Source organism: Campylobacter concisus (assembly GCF_003048375.1).
Taxonomy (GTDB): Bacteria; Campylobacterota; Campylobacteria; order Campylobacterales; family Campylobacteraceae; genus Campylobacter_A; species Campylobacter_A concisus_T.
Map to the genome: position 1 here is coordinate 1,236,173 of NZ_CP021642.1, position 18,681 is coordinate 1,254,853.

General features: G+C 40.5%; 22 protein-coding genes. 4 read left to right on the forward strand and 18 right to left on the reverse strand.

Annotated elements, in window-relative coordinates; translation table 11 throughout:
- Positions 1–14: 14 nt before the first annotated feature.
- The gene (locus CCS77_RS06165) at positions 15–1,589 is read left to right on the forward strand and encodes a phosphoethanolamine transferase (RefSeq protein WP_107916883.1); all 1,575 of its coding nucleotides are present in this window, start codon (positions 15–17) and stop codon (positions 1,587–1,589) included.
- Positions 1,590–1,631: 42 nt separating this feature from the next.
- Here the strand turns inward: CCS77_RS06165 and glyS are convergent, their stop codons facing one another.
- From glyS to CCS77_RS06245, 17 genes are all read right to left on the reverse strand, one after another.
- Complete coding sequence (gene glyS / locus CCS77_RS06170; protein WP_107916884.1) at positions 1,632–3,650, reverse strand: glycine--tRNA ligase subunit beta; 2,019 nt, start codon at positions 3,648–3,650, stop codon at positions 1,632–1,634.
- Positions 3,647–3,799 (reverse strand): hypothetical protein, encoded by a 153-nt coding sequence (locus CCS77_RS10500; protein ID WP_187423509.1) that lies wholly within the window; start codon positions 3,797–3,799, stop codon positions 3,647–3,649. The genes glyS and CCS77_RS10500 overlap by 4 nt, the downstream gene beginning before the upstream one ends.
- 3 nt (positions 3,800–3,802) lie before the next feature.
- Positions 3,803–5,185, reverse strand: a complete 1,383-nt coding sequence (locus tag CCS77_RS06175; protein ID WP_107916885.1) for an endonuclease/exonuclease/phosphatase family protein — start codon at positions 5,183–5,185, stop codon at positions 3,803–3,805.
- A complete protein-coding gene (locus tag CCS77_RS06180; RefSeq protein WP_021085887.1) occupies positions 5,182–5,661 on the reverse strand; it encodes a tRNA (cytidine(34)-2'-O)-methyltransferase in 480 nt (159 codons plus the stop codon). The genes CCS77_RS06175 and CCS77_RS06180 overlap by 4 nt, the downstream gene beginning before the upstream one ends.
- A 76-nt stretch (positions 5,662–5,737) precedes the next feature.
- The gene (locus CCS77_RS06185) at positions 5,738–6,910 is read right to left on the reverse strand and encodes a CCA tRNA nucleotidyltransferase (RefSeq protein WP_107916886.1); all 1,173 of its coding nucleotides are present in this window, start codon (positions 6,908–6,910) and stop codon (positions 5,738–5,740) included.
- Positions 6,870–7,295, reverse strand: a complete 426-nt coding sequence (locus CCS77_RS06190; protein WP_107916887.1) for a CiaD-like domain-containing protein — start codon at positions 7,293–7,295, stop codon at positions 6,870–6,872. The genes CCS77_RS06185 and CCS77_RS06190 overlap by 41 nt, the downstream gene beginning before the upstream one ends.
- The gene (locus CCS77_RS06195) at positions 7,292–7,537 is read right to left on the reverse strand and encodes a hypothetical protein (protein ID WP_002941772.1); all 246 of its coding nucleotides are present in this window, start codon (positions 7,535–7,537) and stop codon (positions 7,292–7,294) included. Before CCS77_RS06195 ends, CCS77_RS06190 begins: the two co-directional genes overlap by 4 nt.
- The gene (gene leuB, locus CCS77_RS06200; protein WP_012139999.1) at positions 7,534–8,601 is read right to left on the reverse strand and encodes a 3-isopropylmalate dehydrogenase; all 1,068 of its coding nucleotides are present in this window, start codon (positions 8,599–8,601) and stop codon (positions 7,534–7,536) included. The genes CCS77_RS06195 and leuB overlap by 4 nt, the downstream gene beginning before the upstream one ends.
- Before the next feature lie 9 nt (positions 8,602–8,610).
- Positions 8,611–9,096: a 3-isopropylmalate dehydratase small subunit gene (locus CCS77_RS06205; protein ID WP_002941843.1), complete on the reverse strand. Its 486-nt coding sequence runs from the start codon at positions 9,094–9,096 to the stop codon at positions 8,611–8,613.
- A gap of 240 nt (positions 9,097–9,336) precedes the next feature.
- Positions 9,337–10,191, reverse strand: coding sequence for a hypothetical protein (locus CCS77_RS06210; protein ID WP_107916888.1), 855 nt, complete (start codon positions 10,189–10,191; stop codon positions 9,337–9,339).
- A 148-nt stretch (positions 10,192–10,339) separates the two neighbouring features.
- Positions 10,340–11,233, reverse strand: coding sequence for a DUF4299 family protein (locus CCS77_RS06215; protein ID WP_107916889.1), 894 nt, complete (start codon positions 11,231–11,233; stop codon positions 10,340–10,342).
- 17 nt (positions 11,234–11,250) lie between these two features.
- A complete protein-coding gene (locus tag CCS77_RS06220; RefSeq protein ID WP_107916890.1) occupies positions 11,251–11,610 on the reverse strand; it encodes a DsrE/DsrF/TusD sulfur relay family protein in 360 nt (119 codons plus the stop codon).
- A gap of 73 nt (positions 11,611–11,683) precedes the next feature.
- The gene (locus tag CCS77_RS06225) at positions 11,684–12,283 is read right to left on the reverse strand and encodes a LysE family translocator (RefSeq protein ID WP_107916891.1); all 600 of its coding nucleotides are present in this window, start codon (positions 12,281–12,283) and stop codon (positions 11,684–11,686) included.
- A 313-nt stretch (positions 12,284–12,596) separates the two neighbouring features.
- The gene (locus tag CCS77_RS06230) at positions 12,597–13,088 is read right to left on the reverse strand and encodes a DUF1877 family protein (RefSeq protein WP_107916892.1); all 492 of its coding nucleotides are present in this window, start codon (positions 13,086–13,088) and stop codon (positions 12,597–12,599) included.
- 179 nt (positions 13,089–13,267) lie between these two features.
- The gene (locus CCS77_RS06235; protein ID WP_410369147.1) at positions 13,268–14,284 is read right to left on the reverse strand and encodes a type II asparaginase; all 1,017 of its coding nucleotides are present in this window, start codon (positions 14,282–14,284) and stop codon (positions 13,268–13,270) included.
- A gap of 111 nt (positions 14,285–14,395) precedes the next feature.
- The gene (locus tag CCS77_RS06240) at positions 14,396–14,734 is read right to left on the reverse strand and encodes a branched-chain amino acid transporter permease (protein ID WP_107916893.1); all 339 of its coding nucleotides are present in this window, start codon (positions 14,732–14,734) and stop codon (positions 14,396–14,398) included.
- Positions 14,731–15,393, reverse strand: a complete 663-nt coding sequence (locus CCS77_RS06245) for an AzlC family ABC transporter permease (RefSeq protein WP_107916894.1) — start codon at positions 15,391–15,393, stop codon at positions 14,731–14,733. Before CCS77_RS06245 ends, CCS77_RS06240 begins: the two co-directional genes overlap by 4 nt.
- Before the next feature lie 149 nt (positions 15,394–15,542).
- On the opposite strand from CCS77_RS06245, the gene CCS77_RS06250 reads away from it, so the two are divergent.
- The 3 genes from CCS77_RS06250 (at position 15,543) to CCS77_RS06260 (ending at position 17,763) form a co-directional block, all read left to right on the forward strand.
- Complete coding sequence (locus tag CCS77_RS06250; protein ID WP_107916895.1) at positions 15,543–16,502, forward strand: tetratricopeptide repeat protein; 960 nt, start codon at positions 15,543–15,545, stop codon at positions 16,500–16,502.
- Between the two features lie 9 nt (positions 16,503–16,511).
- The gene (locus tag CCS77_RS06255; RefSeq protein WP_107916896.1) at positions 16,512–16,952 is read left to right on the forward strand and encodes a sel1 repeat family protein; all 441 of its coding nucleotides are present in this window, start codon (positions 16,512–16,514) and stop codon (positions 16,950–16,952) included.
- Positions 16,953–17,019: 67 nt separating this feature from the next.
- Complete coding sequence (locus CCS77_RS06260) at positions 17,020–17,763, forward strand: tetratricopeptide repeat protein (RefSeq protein WP_152025745.1); 744 nt, start codon at positions 17,020–17,022, stop codon at positions 17,761–17,763.
- Positions 17,764–17,884: 121 nt separating this feature from the next.
- Here the strand turns inward: CCS77_RS06260 and flgG are convergent, their stop codons facing one another.
- Entirely contained in the window at positions 17,885–18,673 is a 789-nt protein-coding gene (gene flgG, locus CCS77_RS06270) for a flagellar basal-body rod protein FlgG (RefSeq protein ID WP_002942100.1), read from the reverse strand.
- Positions 18,674–18,681: the final 8 nt, after the last annotated feature.

The following is an 18,681-nucleotide window of genomic DNA, read 5'->3' on the forward strand; positions in this document are numbered from 1 at the left end:
AAAGGAATCTTTAAATGATTAATATCAATAAATTTAGAGAAGTAAGTTTTTTTAAATTTTTAACTTTATTTATAATATATATGCTTTTTGTAAATCATATATTTTTATATAAAGGCGTTTTTTTAGGATTTTTAGAAACAAACTCGCTTTCTTTTTCTACCTTATTTTTCACAATTATGTGCATATTTCTTGCATCACTTTTTGCAAGCGTATTTTGCATTGTATTTCTGCCTTATTTATTAAAACCCTTTGCTATTTTTATAATTATTGTTAGCTCGATTTGTTCTTATTTTATGTCAAATTACGGCGTTATCATAAACAAAGAGATGCTACTAAACGTCCTTCATACTGATAATAAAGAAGCTTTTAGCTATTTAAGCATAAATTTAGTATTGTGGTTTGTATTTGCAACTATTTTGCCATGCATTTATGTTGTTTTCGTAAAAATCAATTATAGTAGCTTTAAAAATAGTCTAAAAATTAGATTAAAGATTATCGCTTTTTCGATCGTTACTATCGCTATTATTTTTTCACTAACTTCAAAAATTTTCATACCATTTTTTAGAGAACACATTTACTTAAAAACAGTCTTACTTCCGTCTTATCCAGTATATTCTGCCATAAAATTAGCTCAAATTTTGCTTCAAAAACCGCTCCCTTTTACCTACGTGGCAGATGACGCAACGCTTACTAACGATAAAAAGAAAATTTTAGTTTTGATAGTTGGCGAGACACAAAGGAGCAAAAACTACTCGCTAAATGGCTACACTAAAAACGATACAAACAAATTTACCAAACAAAAAGATGTGGTAAGTTTTACAAATTTCTACTCATGCGGAACCGCGACAGAAACTAGCGTGCCTTGCCTATTTTCAGACTTAAAGCGAGAAAATTTTAGCAACCGCAAAGCCAAAGCTCGTGAAAATTTAGTTGATATCATCAACAAACTTGGCATAAAAACATACTTTTTTGGCAACAATAGTGGCGGTTGCAAGGGCGTTTGCGACAATCTTGATCAAAACCACACTTCAGAGCACAGAGCAGAAGGCTTTGATGAAGTGATATTTGATGAGGCAAAAAAGGTCATAAAAGATGTAAATTCCACTACATTTATCGTGCTACATTTGCAAGGCTCACATGGCCCTATCTACTACAAAGGCTATCCAAGTAAATTTAAAGAATTCACCCCAACCTGCGACACCGCCGAGCTAAACAAATGCACGCCAGATGAGATAGCAAACACCTATGACAACACCATTTTATATGAGGACTATCTACAAAGCGAGCTGATAAACGCCCTTGAAGCAAAAAAAGATAAATTTGAAGTTGCCATGTTCTTTTTCTCAGATCACGGAGAGAGCCTAGGCGAAAATGGCATATATTTACATGGCCTGCCTTACTCCATCGCTCCAGATGAGCAAAAACATATCCCAGCCATCGTCTTTTCAAGCGATAGCGAGCTTTTAAAAAGGCTAAGAAGTAAGAGAGATGAAAGCCTTTCGCATGATTTTATCTTTAGCTCAGTTCTTGGATATTTTGGGGTAAAAACTAAGGCTTACGAGCCAGAATTTGATATTTTTAGGGAGTAAATTTAAAAGCCAGCCTAGGCAAAGCCTGAAGCTGGCGCAAATTTAAAAGCTGATCTCTTTTATATCAGCTACTTTTAGTATCTCGCTATAAATTTGACCGATGATCGCGACGCGGTTATTTCGCACTTTCTCGTTTTCAACGTTTATCATAACTTTGTCAAAAAACTCATCTATCTGCGGCTTTAGAGCAAATAGCGCTTTTAGCCTTGGCTCGTATGCTAGGCTCTTATCAACTGCTTTAAACGCGTCATTTAAGGCCTTTTCTGCATCTATCTCAAAGAGGCTCTCATCGACCTTGCTAAATTTATCATCTTTTATGATGTTTGCAAGGCGCTTAAATGTCGAGAAATTCTCTCTAAAATTTGGCTCGCTTGAAATTTTAGCAAGTGCCTCTATCATCTTAGTTAGCTCCAAGATGTCCTTTTCGCCGCTTTTTATGCACGCTTTTACGATAGAAGCATTTGCGTCAAAGAATGTATAGAGCCTATCAAGGATGAAATTTATAAGCACTTCGACGTCAAATTTCTTATAATCTTTTGCAATGTCTTCTAAAATTTCTTTTACGTTAAATTTCAGATTATGCGCCAAAACGATCTTTATCACGCCATTTGCCGCGCGTCTTAGAGCGTATGGGTCTTTCGTGCCGCTTGGTATTTTGCCGATGCTAAAGAGCCCCATTAGCGTATCAAGCTTATTTGAAAGCGCCACAACCGAGCTAAAGACCTTGCTTGGGCACTGCGCCTCCTCTCCGTCTGGCAGATACTGCTCTTTTATCGCTAAAACGACGTTTTCATCCTCATTTTTAGCCTTTGCGTAGTAAGCACCCATGATGCCTTGAAGCTCGGTAAATTCATAAACCATCTGCGTTGTAAGATCAGCCTTGCTTAGCATCACAGCTCGCTCCAGCTTAGCCGCGTACTCGCCAGCCTCTTTTTTAAGTAGCTCATCATAGTTCTTAGCTAGTTTTTTAGCCACTTTTAGTTCTCTAAGCTCTTTTTCATAGATGCTTCCAAGCTCTTTTAGGTAGGTTATATTTTTTAGTTTTTCTGGGCTAAATTCGGCCTTAAGGTCGCTTTGCCAAAAGAACATCGCGTCACTTAGTCTTGCTCTTAGCACCTTTTCGTTGCCTTTAATAATGAGTGAGTAGTCTTGCGTTATGGCGTTACTAACGACCACAAAGCCATTTGCGAGCTTGCCATCTTTAAAGACCGGGAAGTAGCGCTGATTTTCTTTCATCGATGTGATGATGACCTCGCTTGGCACCTCCAAAAACTCCTCTTCAAACGAGCCAAGAAGCGCTGTTGGATACTCGGTGATCGCCACTACTTCAGCTAGCAGCTCTTTATCTATCTCGATCTTTAGCCCACTTTTTTGACTGATCTTTTCAAACTCATCAAGGATTATCTTTTCTCTCTCGTCCGCTTCAAGCACGATCCCACGGCTCTTTGAGCCTTCAAAATACTCTTTTATATTTGAAATTTTTATCTTGTCGTAGCTGATGCTTCTGTGAGGATAGGTAGAGTTACTGCTCTCTACGCCAAATTTGTTAAATTTAATGACCTCATCACCAAGCAAGCACAAAAACGATCTTATCGGGCGGATAAATTCAAACTCGCCATTGCCCCAGCGCATAGACTTGCCAAAGCTAAGGCTCTTTAAAAACTCCTCGACCATGTCGCCCATTATCTTAGCAACCGGCTCGCCCTTTACCTCTTTTTCGTAGTAAAGCACCTCTTTGCCGTCTATCTCTTTAAATTTAAGTTCACTCTCGCTTATGCCGCATTTATTTGCAAAGCTAAGCGCCGCCTTTGTAAAAGCTCCGTCTTTTAGCGCTACTTGCTTTGGCGCGCCGACAAAACTAGCCACGCTATCTGGCTGAGCCTGCGGGAATTTTTCATGGAAAAAGACCAAACGGCGCGGCGTGTAGTAAAATTTAAACTCGCTTTTGATGTTATATTTTTCAAGCACAGCCTGCCATTTAGCGTTGATGTTTGGCAGCTCCCTTAAAAATGGTATCGCTGGGAGCTCCTCGACTCCGATCTCTAGTAACAACTCTTTCATATCTCACTCTTTTTATTAAAATTTTCTCTTTTTTCTCTTATCATCTCTCTTGCTCTCTCCTTATCTTGCGCCTGCAAAATGACGCCTCTTATCATAAATATCACAAACAAAACAAACGCTGCGATCATAAAAATATCTAAAATTTGCACCATCTACTCCATAACGATCTCTTTTTCGTTTTTATAAATTTTCATCCTTGCCCGCTCAAAGCTATACTCGCCATCTTTTAGCCTTTTTTTGCTATAAACTCTGATCTTGCCATGCGGCGTATGTAAGTAGCCGCTCTCTAGCCTACCTGAAATTTTATCGATTACATCGCCGCTTCTTGCAATGCTTAGCTTTGAGCTATCAAGTAAATTTTCGCTCACATCTTTTGTGCCATGCTCATTTATGATCTCATAAGAGCTTACTTCAAGCGTCTCTTTGTAAAATTTCACTCGCCTGATCAAAACGTCAAGCTCATCGCCCACGCCGACGCTATTTTTAGGATCATAAACGTAAATTCCACGGCGATTTTTTGAAACAATAAAGCCATGCTTATCTTTTAAGATGACAACAGCTCGCTCCACAAGTGCTGGCAAGGCCTCAGGATGCTCAAAAAGCGTCTCTATATTAGCTTTTTTATAGTTTTGATCTTCTACTTTTTTAGCTTCTTTTTTTAAATTTTCATTTGATTTAGCAGGACTTGGTTTGGTTGAGATTTTAAATTTGAGCGCAAAGTGGTCTGAATAAAGATCGCTCTTTGCAAAGCCATGCTCATCAAGCACAAAGCTTGGTTTAAAGACTTCAAAACTGCCATCAACGTAGCTTAGATCGCCATTTGCCATAAAGCTAGGCGAGAGCAAAACGTGATCAATGGCACGCTTTTTGCCATGGACTGCATGAGAGTATCTATCTTTTGGGGCTAAAAAGCTATAAAGATCGTAAAATCCACGAGTTGCGATGATATCATTTAAGATGGATTTTTGCCCATAAGGTGAGTTAAAATCGCCTAAAACTATGGCATTTTGCTCGTTACCAAGAGCAGCTCTTAGCGTTCTTTCAGCCTTTTTTTGCATATTTATGCCGTTTTTATAAGCTGGGAAGTGATTAACAAAAACGCCAAATTTCTTACCCTCCACCTCAAAAATAACCTTTAAAATGTTTCTAGTTTTTACATTTGGCACTTCAAAAATTTCACTGCCACTTGGCTTTATCTTTGATATGAGAGCTAGCCCAACTGGAGAGTTTTTTGCCTTGCTAAAGGCTATAAATTTATACTCGCTGCCATCAACCAAAGCCTTTAAAACCTGCTCGTTTTCAACCTCTTCAAGTGCGATGATGTCGGTATCTAGGGCATCTATGACCTGCCTTGTTCTTTTTAGTTTTGAGCTAGCCGCCTCGCAGTCCCACTTTGAAGTGTTAGATTTAAAGTCGGGATATTCGCTGCCATCGTCCTTGCAGTCAAATAAATTTTGCACGTTATAAGTTGCGATACTTATCTCGCTAGCAAACGCCATCAAAACGGCAAAAACTAATGCAAAGAGCGCTCTCAAACCTCGCTCCTAAAGTCAAATTTAGAGATGTTTTGCCTGATCGCCTCATACGCGATGATACCAGCACTCATGGCTAAATTTAAGCTCCTGCCCTCTTTCCCCATCGGGATCGTTATGGCATTTTTAAAATTTATATCCATAAACTCTCTTGGCAGTCCTGTGCTCTCTCCACCAAAAAATATAAAATCTCCTGGCTCAAATTTAGCGTCGTAGTAAAGTCTGTTTGTCTTAGTCGTAGCAAAGAAAAATCGCTCTTTGTGGCTTAAATTTGCCTCCAAAAACTCATCTAGACTCTGCCAAATTTGTGGCTTTAGGATTTTCCAATAATCAAGCCCAGCACGTCTAACAGCCTTTTCGCTCAGGTCAAAGACAGTTGGCTTAACGATGTGCAGCTTTAAATTTGCATTTACGCACATTCTGCCGATAGCTCCGGTGTTTTGCGGTATCTGAGGATGGACTAGGACTATGTTAAACATAACTTTATTTTTGCCTTAAAAAAGTGTTATAAATTGGCTCATTTTAGCCAAAATGGGCTTTTAAGAGTTTTAAAGATTAAGATTTTCTAAATTTGCGCTCGCTAAGATATCTTGAAATTTCAAGCTCCTGAGCGCGCTTTATCTCAGCTGCTATCATCTCGTTTTTAAAGCCAGCCGCCAAGATCTCTCTCACATCTATCTTTGGCTCAAATTTACGCTCATAAATCCCAAGCTCTTTTGCGCGCTCTATGCGCTCTTTATTATAAGCTCCAAGCCACGATTTTAAGGGCATATTTAGAGCAATTTCTAGTAGCTCTCTATCACTTGGCATAGCTTTAAAAAAGGGCTCTTTTAAGATAGAAAAGTAGCTCTTTGGCAGGCGCATTTTCTCTAAAATTTCCTTTGCGTCAAGCTCAAATTTACCAAAAAGCATATACAAAAACAGCCTCTCATCATCTACGAAATTTCTAGCACTCTTTAGCTCAGCCAAGAACTCATCATTCTTGCGAATTTGCACGCCAAAAATTTCTTTAAAAAGCGAAAGTTTAAAAAGATAAAACGCCCCTTTTTCAAGATGCTCTGAGCGAAAAAATTTAATGAGTTCGGTATTTATCCTATCCTTGCTTAGATGCGCTAGATCAAGCGTCTTCATAAGCTCTAGCGTCTCGTCAGCTATGCTAAAACCAAGCCTAGCGCTAAACTGCACGCCACGTAGCACCCTTAGCGGATCTTCTTTAAATTTCTCACTATCGATGTGCCTTAGTGTCTTGCTCTCAAGGTCCTTTTTGCCACCATGAAAGTCTAAAATTTCGCCGTTAAAGATATTCATCATCATGGCATTTACCGTAAAATCGCGCCTTAGGCTTGCAAGAGCTGGATCATTTATGTAGCTTACGGCAAAGTCTTTGTGCGAATTTCCAGTTTTGCTCTCGCTTCGTGGCAGCCCAAGATCGTAGTTTTTATATTTGTAGATGAAGTAGCTTTTACCAACACCACTAGCCTTTATGCCGGCCATTAGCTCGTCAAATTTAAGAGGCTCGATGTCATAAACTTCGATGTCATAATCATAAATTTCTCGTCCCAAAAGCGCATCTCTCACGCAGCCACCTACTAGATAGACGCGCTTGCTAAAAGGGGCAAATAGCGATCTAAAAAAGTCTAGCTCGCTATTTTTGTAAATGCTTGTACCGGTTTTTGCCTCAAATTTATTATTTTGAGAGATTTTGTAGTCTATTTTCGATGTTTGCAAGGGTAAATTCTAAAAATTTAGTAGTTAGCTCGAGCCTTTGACTAAGGTCTTGCTCGCTAGTTTGCTTAAGCCCCTCAAAAAGCACCTCGATGCGCTCAGCAAGGTTTGCTAAGAAAATTTCTTCATCACTTATCTCCCTGCTCTTTGGCAAAATTTGCGTCACCTTTGGCTCTGGTTCGCTTTGCGCACTTGACACGCTTAGCACGCTTGCCTCTACTTTTGGCTCTTCAAGCACTTGCTCATCAGCAGTTTCTATTGCTAAAAGCTCTTTTTTTAGATTCTCCCTTTCAAGCTCTTCTTGCTTTTTGTTTTGCAGTGCCTCTATCTTCTCAAGCTCGGCGCTAACCTCACTAATAGCCATCCTAGCGATATCATCAAGCTTCATAATCTTATCAACCACCTTTTAAATTCATTTATCTCTTCGTCACTTTTCATCCTGATAAAAAACTCTTTCATCTGCTCATTTTTTATCACGCGCTCCTTGCGAAGTCCGCTAAGGCGGTTTATCGCGCTAAGGGCGTCCTTATTTGATGGGTCTTGTTTTAAGATGTTCTTGTAAATTTCAAGCGCATCGTCTTTTAGCCCTTGCGCCTCGTAGATCAGTGCTTCAGTGATCGTGTTTTTCATTTTTTGATAAATCCTGCTATCACGTCGCCTATCTCGCTTGTTGAGCAAATTTCAACTGCGTTAAAAGCGGCGATATCTTTTGTTCTATATCCCTTTGCAAGAGCTGTTTTTACGGCATTTTCTATCGCATTTGCAGCTTCGCTCTCGCCAAAAGCGTATCTTAGCATCATCGCTGCACTTAAAATGGTCGCGATCGGATTTGCTATGCCCTGCCCTGCGATGTCTGGAGCTGAGCCGTGGATAGGCTCATAAATTCCCACTTTGCCGCCCATGCTAGCGCTTGGTAGTAAGCCTATCGAGCCACAAACCATGCTCGCTTCGTCACTTAAAATGTCACCAAATAAATTTTCAGTAAGTATGACGTCAAAATTTGCTGGCGCTCTTACTAGCTGCATCGCTGCGTTATCGACGTACATAAAGCTAAGCTCTACTTCAGGATAGCCCTTTGCCACCTCGCTGGTCACCTCGCGCCAAAGCTGGCTTGTCTCAAGGACATTTGCCTTATCGACCATGCAGACCTTTTTCTTGCGAAGCATAGCCGTCTCAAAGGCGATCTTTGCGATGCGCTCGATCTCAAATTTAGAATAAACCATCGTATTAAACGCTCTATCTTCGCCTTTTTCACGTGGCTGCCCAAAATAAAGCCCGCCAGTTAGCTCGCGAACCACGACAAAATCAACGCCCTTTAAAACCTCTGGCTTTAGCGTGCTAGCATCTACTAGCTCGTCAAAGATGATGGCTGGGCGTAAATTTGCATAAGCTTCTAGCTCTTTTCTGATCTTTAAAAGCCCGCTCTCTGGCCTTAGATGTCTTGGCAGGCTGTCCCATTTCTCGCCACCTATCGCACCAAAGAGCACAGCGTCGCTACTAAGCGCAGAGCTTAGCGTCTCATCTGGCAGCGGCTCACCAAAAACATCGTAAGCTGCGCCGCCCATAAGCTTGTAGTCATACTCAAATTTGATACCAAACTCAGCACTTACGACGTCTAAAACTTTTATCGCCTCGTCGATGATCTCAGGGCCGATGCCATCGCCTTTTATAACGCAAATTTTATAGTTTTTCATCGCCGCTCCTTAGTTCATCTTCGCTTTTGCGTATTCAATAAGGCCGCCAGCGTTTAAAAGCTCTTGCATAAATGGCGGGATAGCGTTAAATTTATACTCTTTTTTTGTGCTTTCATTTACGATGACGCCGTTATCTACGTCGATCTTTAGCGTGTCACCCTCGTTTATCTCATCGGTTTCTTTGATCTCAAGTATCAAAAGCCCTGTGTTAAAGCTGTTTCTATAAAAAATCCTCGCAAAGCTCTTAGCCACAACAGCTGCTATGCCAGCCTCTTTTAGCGCTAATGGGGCGTGCTCTCTTGAGCTGCCGCAGCCAAAATTTTCGCCAGCTACGATGATGTCGCCTTTTGCTATTTTTGAGCTAAATTTAGGATCAGCGTCTTCCATGATGTGTTTTGCTAGCTCTTTTTCGTCTGAAGTGTTTAAATATCTTGCGGCGATGATGATGTCAGTGTCGATATTATCGCCAAATTTCCAAACTTTGCCTTGTTTCATTTTTAACCTTTAGTTTTGTAAATTTGGGCTGATTTTAACCAAAAGAAGCTAAATAAATAATCAAAACTCGGCAGCTATCGGTTAGTGTGGGTAAATTTAAGGTCTTTTAAGCGATGCGTATGAGCTAAAAAGCAAAAATAAAAACATGCGCCACCCAGTTTAGCAGTTTAATGTCGATGCTCAGTTTTATCAAGCCAGCTAGCCTCCGCCAGCAGGATTGTAAATTTAAGAGCGATTATTTTATTTGTAGTATTCGTAGCTGATTTCTAGCTTTTTATATAGGCCGATTTCCGTTATGTCGCCGTTTTCGTAGTATTTGTCAGCTGGCTTAAATTTGACCGAGGTTTTATGTGTCAAATTTCCCCGCTCGTCCCTGCTTATATCCTTAAACTGCAAGATTTGCCAGATTTTTGCCTCAGAGCCAAAGTAATTTACCGACGTATACTCCATTTCATCGCCATTTGCTGCGTAGTAATAAACCCATTTTGAGTTTGGGGCTTGCGTGATTTTTTCATATTCACCATTTGGTTTGCGCTCAAAGCTTATCACTATGCCGTTGCGCGGCTCCATATTATTTTCTATCCGCATTAAAGTGCCATTTTCGTCGTAAATATAGCTATCGTCCGTCACTAACGTCCCGCCCGAATATACCGCCTGGGCGATCATTTTGCCGTCCTTGCCGTAAGTGGTTTTCTCCGTGCGCGGGTAAAATTTATCCTCCACATGCTGCTCTTTGGCTGTCGCGACTAAATTTTCGCCGTCAAATTCGTATTCGTAGAGATAAACGGCGCTATCTTGATATTTTTTGCGCACTAGTCCGTCTTTGCCGTATTCAAACAAAACCGAGCTATTTGGTATGCCGTTTATGTGTTCGGTTTCTTGCACTATATAGCCGTTTTCGTTAAACTCCGTTCGCTTTACGCGTGTGTTTTCTAGCGTGCCAGAGCCGTCCGTAGAGTATTCGTGCTCCATAGCCGTCATGCTCTTAACCTCGCCTTTTAGCTCTCTTTTACTCCAGTCGTTTTGCGGTAAAACGGCCGAGTTTAGAAAGCAAACCACCGATGCTGCCGCTAAAATAGCCTTTAAAATTTTCATTTTTATCCTTTTTAAACCATGCGTATCATACTCAAAAAGCGGCATAGTCAGTAAAATTCTGGCTTTTATGAGCTTAAAAATGCACTTAAGCTGGCTTAAGTTTTAAGCAAGTCTGAGGTGAATTTACATTTTTTGGGGTTTAATAAATTTAAGCCTTTGCCTTTTGCAAAATTTCTTTCATCTCATCTTCACTAAGTGGCTCAACAAGCACGTTTGCAGCGTCAATGAAGTAGTATTTCTCTTTTGGCAAATTTGCCATGAAAGCTCCATATTCGCACTCATCAAGCACGTGAGCGTTGTTATCGTGCACACCTATAACCAGCGTTAGCACCCAGCGCGAGACCTTGCGATCCCCAAGCGCCTCTTGCGCCTGCCACGACGGAGCTGGAGCGTAAGGCAAGATGGTCGGTAAGTTTTCACTAAGCGTATATGCGCCAAAAATTTCGCTTCCGTCTTTGTCTTGATAGAGGTGCTCTTTTGCGCTGTATGCGTCAAGATACTGCACCCGTCTCATCATCTCATCAAATTTAGCCGCAGGGCTGGCACTGGCAAAGATTTCATCTACCATAACCGCATCAAACGCCACGTCTCGCTCCACGCCAGAGATGTAAAGCGTTTGATTTTTCTCTTTTATATCTTTTAACGCTTCAAGCCCCCACATGATGTCAGCCTCGTAGTCAAATTTTAAAATTTGCTCACTATCATAAATTTTTTCGTTATCGCACTCTATTTTTGAGCCAGTTTGGGCTGAGAGCTTTGAGAGTAGCTCAAGTGCGATCTGCCAGTCGCCGACGCCACTTGGAGTATAAACACGCACGATATACTCGCCATCTTCGTAATTTAGCTCAAAGCCACGAACGCTCTTTTTCCACACGCCCGCTATCATCACGTCAGCGCCCAGCTCATTTGCGCTTGGCTCCTCTTGCTCGCTGTTAAAAAAGAAAAGTCCCTCAACAAGAGCTGAAATTTCACGCTCGCTTAGCGCCTTTGCATATCCGCCAAGTAGCTTCTTTTTATTTTTTACACTAAATGTCAAACTCATAAATTCTCCTTTTTGCTCTAAAATGTCATCACCTGATCGCACTCTCTCACCCACTCGGACAAGATATCCATACTGCCTTTCACCTCAGCCTCAAAATAAGGCTCTCCCACATGCAAACCGCACCTTGTTTGGCAACTGCCACAAACCTTAAGCATCGCGCCACCAGCGTAAAGCTCCTTTAGCATCGCTACTAGATCAATGTCGTAGTTTTCTGGCTTTTTAGTGCTATTTCGCGCAAGATCGACCGCGTCATTCATAAGAAAGATCCTAACCTCTTCGCCCTTTTCTTTTAACGCTCTAGCTAGCCTTAGTGCGTTGTAAGCGTTGTCTGTGCCGCTATATGGCTGATTTGTAAGTATAAATAGAAATTTTTTCATCTCTTATCCTTTTGCTAAAAATGTAGTGCAAACTGGACAAATTTTAGCCAAGCTAGGTAAAAAGAGGATAAATTTATCTAAAAAGCAAGAGCACGCCGATCGTGCAGACGATGATGGCGGTGCAAATTTCAAGTAGCCTTAGGTGAGTTTGTAAAAATTTCTTTAGCATAGCTCCGCCAAGTGCGTAGATATTTAGTGAGCAAAACTCGATGAAAACGAGCGTTACGGTGATCACGCACATGCGAGTGAGGCTAAAAGGGGCCTCTTTATCCAAAAATGTAGGCAGCAAGGCTGAGAAAAATATCCACGCCTTTGGGTTTGAGACACTAACGATGAGGCCATTTATAAACATCTGCTTTTTGCTTGGCAAATTTGAGACATTTGTGATGCTAAGCTCGCCCTTGCCAAAAAAGAGCATCACGCCAAGATAGAGCATATAAAGGCCTGCGATGATGTTTAGCACCTTAAATGCGTAATCAAAATGATGTAGCACCGCTCCCACGCCAAGCATGCAGCTAAACGATACAAAAGCAATCGCTAAAAGCTGCCCAGCCATCACGAAAAACGAGTGTTTGTAGCCAAAGCTCATACCAACGCTCATCGCATAAGTCATGTTTATACCTGGCATCATCGAGATGGGCGCAAGGGTGATAAAAAATAGCAAGAAATTCATAAGAGGCCTTGAAATTTTAATGAAATGCTAAATCAAAATCTATAAATTTATGATAAAAGAGCGCTTTATTAGCAAATTTAGCCTGCTTTTGGACGTGAGAAATTTGACTTTTGGCGCTAGGCATATAAATTTAATAAATTTAGCGCTAAAACAAAGGCGATTTTGTATATGCCTCGCAGCCTAGATAGATAGCAAATTTATCAAGTATGTTTTTGTATAAATTTATCTTTTGCCACGTAGGCACTCTATAAATTTATTTGCTTTCAAAGCTAGCTAAATTTAGAGCAAAATAACTAACACTTCATTTATAAATTTAGGCTATTACTGTTATCACGCCAAGCCCTTTGTCGGCGGCATTTTGGTAAAAATTTAAAAGCCCAGTAAAATGCTCTTTTAAACTCGCCTTTATATCTTCAAATTCGCTCTGCCGCCCAAAGATATCAGGATACGTCTTTGAGCTAGCAAATTCTTTTAAATTTATCTTTGCTAAAAGTGCGCTAATATCAACATTTTTCAACGCCATAGCCACCTCTTTTACATCCGAAGCGTTAGTATAAGAGATCATCTCGCTTAGCTCTTCGTTTAGCGCACTACGCCCAAAAATAGCCCAGCTAAAAGGCTCATTTGAGCTAAAAATATCGCCAGCCTTAAGCCTCTGCTTGAAATTTTTGCCAGTTAGCATTTTACACATCGCGTCCCAAAAATTATCCAAGTCGTATTCGTCCAAAAGTTCGCCACTGTCGCCATTTTTGATCTTTTCTATATCATCTTGCAAGTAGGCGTAGTAGTGCGCGCTGATACCCATTTTAGAGCCTTAAATTTAATGTGAATTTAAAAAAAGAGAGGGCGGAGCTATAAATTTAACAGATCCGCCACAAGCGGATATCGTGAGATGATTTTAAATGTTACGCATAATTTTTCTACTAAATGAGAAAAATCAAAGCTCACTTAAAAGCACTCGCGATATCTCCGCTAAAATTAAACTTAGTGAGTTAAGAAAAACTCTTGAATTTTAGCTTTGTCGCTTGTTTTTGTAAGAGCAAGCATCAAAAGCACTCTAGCTTTTTGAGCGTTTAGGTTGTCGCTTGTTAAAAAGCCGTATTTTGCGTCATCGACTTCGCCGTTCATGGTTGTCTCGCCACTTCCCACACGTGAGTCACGAACTACCACTACACCAGCTTTTGAAGCCTCGCCAAGAGCCTCTAACACGCTAAAGTAAGGGTTGCCGTTGCCAAGACCAGCACTAATTATGCCTTTTGCGCCGTTTTTAACAGCCACATTTACAAAGTCAGGGTTGTCATTTGCGTGAGAGTAGATAATATCGACTCTTGGAAGCTCTTTTACGCCAGTTAGGTCAAATGCTGAGCTTGCTGTGTGTTTTCTGATCGGATTCATATAGTATTTTACGTTGCCATAAAAGACTGTGCCGATTTTACCGCTGTTTGGTGATTTAAATGTATCAACGCCTGTAGTGTTAGTCTTTGTCACCTCACGAGCCGCGTGAATTTCATCATTCATTGTCACTACAACGCCCTTGCCTACGCTATCTTTGCTGATAGCTACATTTACAGCGTTAAATAAATTTAGTGGGCCGTCTGCGCTTAGTGAGCCGCTATTTCTCATCGCACCTACAAGCACAACTGGCTTGTCGCTTTTAACGACTAAATTTAGAAAGTAAGCTGTCTCTTCCATAGTGTCTGTGCCGTGAGTAACGACGATACCATCAGCTTTGCCGCTGTTTAGAAGTTCGTTTATTCTATTTGCAAGCTTAAGCCAAACTTCGTTGTTCATATCTTGTGAGCCGATATTTGAAATTTGCTCGCCTTTTATGGTAGCGATCTTGTTGATATCTGGCACGGCTGCGATAAGTTTATCGACCGTAACAGTTCCAGAAGTATAGCTAGAATCAAGCGAGCCTGAGCCGCTTCCAGCTATCGTTCCACCAGTAGCTAGGATGTAGATGGTTGGCTTAGCAACCGCTAAAGTAGCACCTAAAATCATGAGTAACACCGCCTTAAAGATTAAACGCATTTTAGCTCCTTTGCATTAAAATTTGCTAGAGCATTATAACGTCATATATTTAAAAAATTTATTAATTTTCAAAATTTATATTTATTTAAAAATTCTTATCAAAAGCATATAAATTCCAGTCGAAACGACTATGCTAAGAAGGGCATTTTTAAATTTCAAATGCACCAAAATAGCCGTAAAAACCGCCATTATCTCGCTTAAGCCGTATGGATACTCGCTAAATTTCGTATCTTTTAGCCCGTAGCAGACCAAAACGACCATTATCATCATACCCATGTGCTTCTCGATAGCGTCCAAATAAGGGTTTGACTTATAGTTTCTTAACGCATAAAACGGCGTCGCTCTTGTTATAAAAGTAGCCAAGGCGCTTAAAAGCACCGCCACAAAAAGCACCATCTCGCTTGAGCTTATACTTATCAAATTTTATCCTTAAACAAAAGCAAAAATACAAAACAAAGCGCCATCGAGCCAACAAGCACAAATTTAGCTGGAAAGAGGCTCACTCCAAGCACGCCAAAAAAGACCGCCGCAAAGAGCACGCGGTAGTTTTTATCATTTTTAAACATCTCGATGACGACCACTATAAAAAGCGAGGTCAAACTAAACTCAAGTCCCCTTGTATCGGTCTTTATAAAATCGCCAAGTATCGCTCCAAGCAGCGTTCCAGCCGCCCAGTATGACCAAGAAAGCACATTTAGCCAGGTAAAGACAAAACTTCGATCACTTGCATCTTTTAGCCCTAAATTTTTAAATATCGCAAAGGTCTCATCTGTTAGCAAAGCGATGTTTAAGAGCTTAAATTTGATCCCGCTATACTCTTTTAAAAGTGAAATTCCATAAAAAGTGTGGCGCAAATTTACAAGGTAGCTCACGATAAAGACCTCAACATAGCTCGTGCCGACGCTAAAGAGCGAAAGCATCATAAACTGCGCTGCGCCACCGTATGCTAGCGTGCTAAGTGCCACAGCGATAAATGCGCTCACTCCCATGCTTTTTGCCAGCACGCCAAAAGCAACTCCAAGAGGGAAAAAACCCATAAAGATAGGAATGGATAGTTTAAAAACGTAGTTAAATGTCAAATTTCACCTTCATAAAAAGCCGAAATATTAGCAAAAATTTAAAAATTTAAATTTAAAGAGGCGTTTTTGCTTTTATAAATTTAACTGCTTGCTCGCATTTTAAAACTAAATTTTATAAAATAACAACAAAATTTATAAAGAAAATTTCTATGAAAAAGATAGTTTTACTAATATTTTTAACACTAAATTTAATAGCTTTAACAACAAATCCAAAGATCAAAATCCCTCAAGCAAATAGCTGCAATATCGAGGATAACTGCATTGATTTTAGCCGCAGATACAGCGACGATGAATATAAAAGGCTATTTGGAATTTACAAAAGTGAGTGCGAGGTTAAAAATTTAGACGCATGCATCTATCTGGCTGAGTTTTACAAAAGCGGACTTGGCGTAAAAAAAGACGCGACAAAATCACTAGAAATTCTTAACAAAGCTTGCGATGAAAATAACAAATTTGCCTGCCACAACCTTGGTGTTGAGTATCAAGAGATGAAAGATCACAAAAAGGCTTTAGAAGCTTTTAAAAAAGGTTGCGATCTAGCTTTTATACAAAGCTGTTTTAACGTCGCAGTTTTATATAATAACGGCGGCGGCATAAAAAGAGACTACAAAAAGGCTGCTAAAATTTACAAAGAAGTTTGCGAGCAAAATTTCTATAAAGGATGCTACAACCTAGCCGTTTTATACCACAACACCCCTGGTGTAAAGCGCGACTACAAAGAAGCGATAAAGCTTTACAAAAAGGCTTGTGATAGCGACTTTAGCATCTCTTGCTACAACCTAGCGAGCTTATATCAAGAGCAAAAAGAGTATGAAAAGGCCAGTAAGCTCTATTTTAAAGCTTGCAAGCTTGACTTTGCCGATGCTTGTAATAACCTAGCCAGTCTTTACGACGACGCACTTGGCGTAGAAAAAGATGATGAAGTGGCGTTTAGATACTACAACAAAGCGTGCAGGCTAGATAGCGCAAGTGGGTGCAAACATCTTGCATACTTTTACTATCATGGCATAGGGACAAAAAAGGATAAAAAGCTGGCAGAAAAAGAGCTTAAAAAAGCTTGCAAACTAGGCCTTAAAGAGGCTTGCGAGATAGTTAGAGATTTTCACTAAAGAGCGTTTATGAAAAATTTGATTTTGTTTTTATCCCTCATTATGCTTTTAAATGCAAAAAATTTAGACGAGATGTGCCAAAGCGAGGGCGATATAAGAGCGAATTTAACGAGCTGCTACAAGGCTGCTACAAAAATTTATAACTCTTCAAGCGATGATAAAGATTTTAAAAAGCTAAAAGAGATATTTTTACTAGCTTGCGAAAATGATATGAAAGAGGGTTGTTACAGCGCTGCGCTCATCTATCTAAATAGCTACAACGACGTTGATAGCGAGCTTAATCAAACTATCATATTAAATAGATATGCAAGATTTCTTAACTACGCGCTTTTAGATAACGGAAAAAAAGAGGATAAAACGACTGCCAAAAGCTACTTTCAAAGATCATGCGAGCTAGGCTTTAAAAAGGGCTGCGATATGAGAAATTTACTAGATAAGCTTGGGTATTAAATTTGATATTTACTATAAATTTAAAGCTTTTTATCTAAACTTATTTAAATTTTTTAAAAGGCAAGCAATGAAAAAGGTTGTTTTATTTTTAGCCTCTGCGGTGCTTTTGTGGGGCGCAAATTTAGAGCCAAAAACGCTTGAGTCTAGGTGCCAAAACAACGACGCTAAAAGCTGCTTTGAGCTTGGTAATAAATTTGAGGAGAGCAAAAACTACCAAAAAGCGGGCGAATTTTATAAAAAAGCTTGCGAGCTAAAACACGCAGGCGCTTGCAGCAGCGTGGGCGTGCTATACGACATGGACTACATAAAGGATGTGAATAACAAAAATGCAGCCAAATTTTACCAAAAGGGCTGCGAGCTAAACGACGGCTTTGGCTGCGCAAGGCTTGGCTTTGTCTATACGTTAGATAAAAACTATCAAAAGTCAAAAGAGCTATTTTTAAGAGCTTGCGAGCTAAAAGATGGCGACGGATACTACGGACTTGGGCTTTTATACTATGACGGAAATGGCGTAGAGCAAGATGCCAAAAAGGCAAAAGAGCTCTTTGAAAAAAGCTGCGATCTGGGTCATGCTGCTGGCTGCAATAGCCTTGGCATGATGCTTCATAGCGGAAAATATGTAGAAAAAGATCAAAAAAGAGCTATCAAACTCTTCATAAAAGCTTGCGAAATGGGCTTTGGAGATGGTTGTCACAACCTTGGGGTTATTTATTATGAAACAGAAGGAGATAAAAATTTAGCTAAAAAGTACTTTGGCAAGTCCTGCGAACTAGGCAACGACGAAGACTGCCAAATTTACAATGCTCTATAAATTTAATGCACCTGACTTTTTGGACCCTTGCCCTTTGGGGTCCTATCTGAAAAGTAAAAAACATCAAGCGTAAAAGCAACGAGTATAAGTCCAACAATAGCCAAAGTCGCGTCCATATTACCTACCTTTTAAGTCCATTTACTATCTCTAACATCGAATCACTCGTAGTTATCGCCTTTGAGTTCGCCTCGTATGCGCGTTGGCCGGTGATAAGATCAGTCATCTCTTCAACAAGCTGAACATTACTCATCTCGACAAAGCCCTGTCTAATGGTGCCAAGTCCGTCAAGGCCAGCTACACCTACCACCACGTCGCCACTAGCGCTTGTTTGAAGGTAATTATTATCCCCCATCGAGTGAAGACCGGCTGGATTTATGAAATTTGCTAACTCGATCTGACCTATCTGAGCCATGTCTGTTTCGCCAGCCTGCAAAACTGAGACGGTGCCGTCAGTGCCTATTGAAATTTGCGTCGCATTTGCAGGGACTGTGATCTGAGGGATGAGCTGATAGCCGTCGCTATTTACGATCGTGCCGTTTGCATCAAGCTTAAATGCGCCGTTTCTAGTATAAGCCGTCGTGCCGTCAGGGAGCTGAATTTGAAAAAAGCCGTTGCCAGCTATGACCATATCTAGGTTGTTGCTAGTCTCTTTAAAATAGCCCTGAGAGAAAATTTTATTTATCGCCGTTGGGCGCACGCCAAGACCAACCTCGATGCCTGTCGGGCTTGTGGTAGTCTGGCTTGTCGCCGTGCCTGCGTACTCCATGACTTGATACATAAGATCGGCAAATTCAGCCCTATTTTTCTTATATCCATAGGTATTTACGTTTGCAATGTTGTGTGAGGTTACGTCTATCTGCGTCTGCTCGGCGATCATGCCAGTGGCCGCAGTGTAAAGTGATCTCATCATAGTTTTAT